Below are 4003 nucleotides of genomic sequence, written 5' to 3'. Positions count from 1 at the left end.
CTAGGTAATAATTGCGAGTTCAGTCCGCTTGTCTGCGTTCACGGCAAGGCGTTCCTCGCAGGTAATGGCAGTTCCCTTGCCAAGAGGAACAACGCAGTCCGTGGGCGCAGACAAGCTGACCCGCAGGGCGTTCCTGTGCCGTCCCGCAGCTGCGTTCCAGCGCTTGCCAAGGGAACAACCCTTGCCTGCGCACTGCGCCTTGCTGCGAAACGGCACAGAAATGATATTCGCCAACATGGCGCCACCACTGAGGGACACGATGCTGGCCATGGCTGAAGGAGTGAGGCCAGAACCGGAAATATGCTCCACCCACATCCAGACCAGCGCCGCAGTCACAAGCTGCAGTACCGCCACCAGACTGGTGGACAAAAGCACCGCCCCCAACTGGCTCCGGTCACCGAACTTGAGCAGGGTGGCAATGATATTGACGATGTGCACCGCGAACAGCTCATACACGTTGTGATGCACGGGATCATCGATTTCTCCTACAAAGAAACCGAAGTTCAGGGTGAGGGAAAGGACAATGAAAAAACCGAAGACGACTTTTTCCGGGTTCATGGCTAATTCCTGGTTCTTGATTTGTGTTCCCGGAATGTAGCAGGAAACCCTGAGTCATGGAAATGTCAATCAGCCCTCTTTTCAGCCAAGAGGGTAGAGAGCATGGGAAGGCTCTCGATCGCAGGGCGACCGAGAACTTTCCATAGGGTAACTGGCCTGTGCATCCACCGACCGGGATGGAACGCTCAGTTGCCGATGATGACGGTACCTACCGGTGCCAGGAAGGTCATCGCCTTGCCATCCGCTCCCGCGGTAAAGGTATTGCCTGCAGCCTTGGTATAAGTACCCTTGACGAGGATGACACGGCCGTTGTTGGGAACATTGCTGACGGCATCCGGCACATGGACATAGGGGCGAAAAACCTCACCAGCCTGACCTGGATTGTTTGGTTGGGGTACAACATCCACATACTTGGCACCAGATCCGTGGAAATCTCTTATGGCGATTTCCAGCGCATCAACCTCAAATGACGTGCCTGCATTGCTCGTGCCGGCAACAGGATCACCGCAACCGCCATTGGTGTGTATGCCGACGGTAAAATCGGGCGACGGCGTTCGCCAGATGATGGGGCTGCCGGAATTCGCTCCCCGGGTATCCACCTGATAACGGTGGTAGATGTTGGTTGCAGCGCCACCTGTATATTCACCCACATAAGGGCCGGCGGATGTCTGCAAGGTTTTGTTGTCAACTCCGGTATCCACACCATAGCCTGTAATGCGCATGGAGTCATTTGCCGCAGGGTTCTGACGGGTCATCCTATAAAACCCTTCTCGAAGATGCGCCCGTTCACCATTGGCATTGGGAAAAATTCCGAAGACTGCCCAATCTTTGCCCAACCCCTGTCCTTCACCATCATAATTCCAGACCACGTTGCTGGTATCGATGGGAAACTGGTCTTCGGGTGCAGACTGGTTGATGGTGCCATCCGGATCTGATGCAGGCACATTGACTGAAAAACTGCCCCACAAATCCAACACACCATCAGGCAACAGCGGCCCTCCCCCGTCGGGATCCCAGTCCACGCAATGCCCTGCAGTCAATACCGCACCGTTTGAAACCAGCCAAGCCGTGCAGCCATTGATTATCCGACCGGCACGATTGTCAGTGGAAGCCACCCGGTTATCCACTGGGCCACATTGTGTTTCGCTGCCACCCGAATCTTCGGCAGCAGCGGCAACACCACGCTCGCCCACGTTAAGAGATTCCAGTGTGGCGAAAATACCGCTTTCCCCTTCTGCCACATGGAGTTCCAGCAGCACCGCATCGCCGTTGAAAAAGGCAGATGCGCTATTCCACTGGGCGAGACTCTTTGCGTCCAGGCGCTGTTGTCCGCCATCCTCCAGGGACGTCATGACAATGTAACTGTGTTGCCCCAGATTGTAGGCCCGGAACTTGAGTCGCAACCAGGGAGCACCCTCTACTCGAACAACCTCCGACAAGGTGACCTGGTCAGATTCCTTCTGGACAGAGCGGTTCTTTCCCGGCTGCCCCAAGGTCAAGTTATAGGGTTCGATATGCTGCGGCGGAGGCGCAAACTGCGCCATTGCCGGCAGCACCACTAGCAAAGCGGCCAAGGCAAGAAGTGTTTTAGTGTAAATGATCTTCATTGTTTCCTCCTGGCCTCATTGCAGAGAAACCAAAACCAGCACCAGTCCCTTTTTGGTTTTCAGAGACGTCATGGCCTTGCCGATGACAGCGCCGCTGCGCTTCTCGGCGTCTGTGGCTTTCATCGCATAGCCGGGAATCCGGGATGTGGTCAACAGATCTCCGGGCTTGATCTCACCTCCCTCGCTGGTATCAGCCAGGGCATAAACCCGGCCTGAGAGAGCAACCGGATACTCACCGTTGGCAATGGTGCCGTTCTGCCCCATCATCATACCGGGCTTGACTCCGCCCGCACCACTGACGATGCCTGCAACCTTGCGATCGTAAGGTTCATCGCTCGGGATCAGTTTGCCGGGATTTTGCGGGTCTATACTCACCAGCATGCCCGCCTCAACCGGAGTTTTCGGTGCATTGATGTCGAATTGCTCGGAAAGATCACTGCCGCCGGTAATGGCCAGTTCCTGCGTGGTAATCCTGCCATCACCGCCAGTTTCACCATCGAGAGTTATAGTGGCATGGCCCGCGCTGTCGTACAGCTGAATATAACCGCCGGCGGTTGTTGAATCACTGTCGATCTGCAGCGTCTGGACACCGCTGGTGTTATACATCAAAATTTGGGCGCCATCACCAGGGGCTTCCTCGCCTTCAATGGAAATGGTTCTTGTCCCTGTGGAATCTGCCACTGCAATTTGTTCACCACCTGCATCACCATCCAATACAATTGTCAGCTTGCTACTGCCATTGAACAGTCTCATCAAACCACCTGGCGTTGTAGAAGATTTCTCTCCATCCATGTAGATGGTTGTTGCGCCAGATTCATTGTAGAAGTATATGAGTCCACCCGTAGAATTGTCTCCAGATATATGGAGCTGCTCTATACTGCTACCGTTATAGAGCCGTAACAACCCTGCATCCGCATCAACGTCGACTGTCTTCGTACCATCTGTCTCAAACAACGCAATATCACCATGAAAATCGGCTGCTTCCGAACTGTTTACCGTCAGTTTTCCGGTCATGGTATCGCCCGTGACGTTCACATAATCTGCATTGTGATTGTGTGCTGCCGGGGAAAAAGCAGAAGCATGCTGGCCATCGAGCAGGTCCGCGCCAGGCCAGAGCCTGAACCATCTGCAGCCTTGATCGCCGCAACTGCCCCGGCATCGGTATATGGCGCATGATGAGCGCTGGCATTTGCCGCATGAACCGCCAGATTGGGATCTGTCTCTGTGGTTATGCCCGCGGTCGCCTGAACCGTGTTATCCGGAAAGATGAAGCCGCCGCTCCGCGCTTCGATGAAATTCTCGACACTGATATCCACCACCGGCGGCGCCTCTGCCACAAGTTCCTGCCTGCTGCCAATCAATGTCCCATCGACAGTGGTTTCCAACCAGAGCGGCTTGCTCATATCAAGGTCATCGGTATTGGTGAAATTGGCAGAGACCCGCACGGTCTTGCCTGCCATAAACTGTCCTCCGGAAAACCATAAACCGGCATTAAAAGCCTGGGAAGCCACCGGATTCGCCGCAGTTGCACTGTCAAAAAGCCTGAAAGTGACCTGTGATGGCACTTCCCACAACTGGGAGCTGTCGACGATAGAACCCACCTTCAGTGCTGTACCCGCTGTTACCGGTGCACACAGGGCCAACATGACCCCGGCTGAAAGCATCCCCGTTGCAAACAATGTTTTTTTCTTCACGTCCATTCTCCTTTTCTCTGAATCTACTTGTCAAGTCCCGATAGATCATAGATTTTCTTTTTGAATAATTCCGGTTGTTTTTTGTGCCAATCCTTAAGCGCCTGAATGGGCGTGATGTGCCCGATGTTTTTCTGCGGGACATGG

At 54.3% G+C, this 4003-nt stretch carries 3 protein-coding genes and 2 pseudogenes; all 5 read right to left on the bottom strand.

Features of this window, described 5'->3' with window-relative positions; all coding sequences use genetic code 11:
* Nucleotides 1-213 precede the first annotated feature (213 nt).
* Nucleotides 214-558: pseudogene (locus ACOCD2_RS13770) on the bottom strand (DUF6394 family protein); the annotation flags it as partial.
* Between the two features lie 185 nt (nt 559-743).
* Nucleotides 744-2165 (bottom strand): trypsin-like serine peptidase, encoded by a 1422-nt coding sequence (locus tag ACOCD2_RS13765; protein ID WP_293648681.1) that lies wholly within the window; start codon nt 2163-2165, stop codon nt 744-746.
* A gap of 15 nt (nt 2166-2180) precedes the next feature.
* Nucleotides 2181-3179, bottom strand: a complete 999-nt coding sequence (locus ACOCD2_RS13760; RefSeq protein ID WP_293680158.1) for a hypothetical protein — start codon at nt 3177-3179, stop codon at nt 2181-2183.
* Between the two features lie 17 nt (nt 3180-3196).
* A complete protein-coding gene (locus ACOCD2_RS13755; protein ID WP_294030851.1) occupies nt 3197-3625 on the bottom strand; it encodes a hypothetical protein in 429 nt (142 codons plus the stop codon).
* 257 nt (nt 3626-3882) lie between these two features.
* Nucleotides 3883-4003: pseudogene (locus ACOCD2_RS13750) on the bottom strand (IS481 family transposase); the annotation flags it as partial.

This window comes from Thiolapillus sp. (genome assembly GCF_048562965.1).
In the GTDB taxonomy this organism is placed as follows: Bacteria; Pseudomonadota; Gammaproteobacteria; order Chromatiales; family Chromatiaceae; genus Thiolapillus; species Thiolapillus brandeum_A.
Note: the sequence above shows the minus strand (reverse complement) of the source record. Positions and strands in the feature narration are given on the sequence as shown.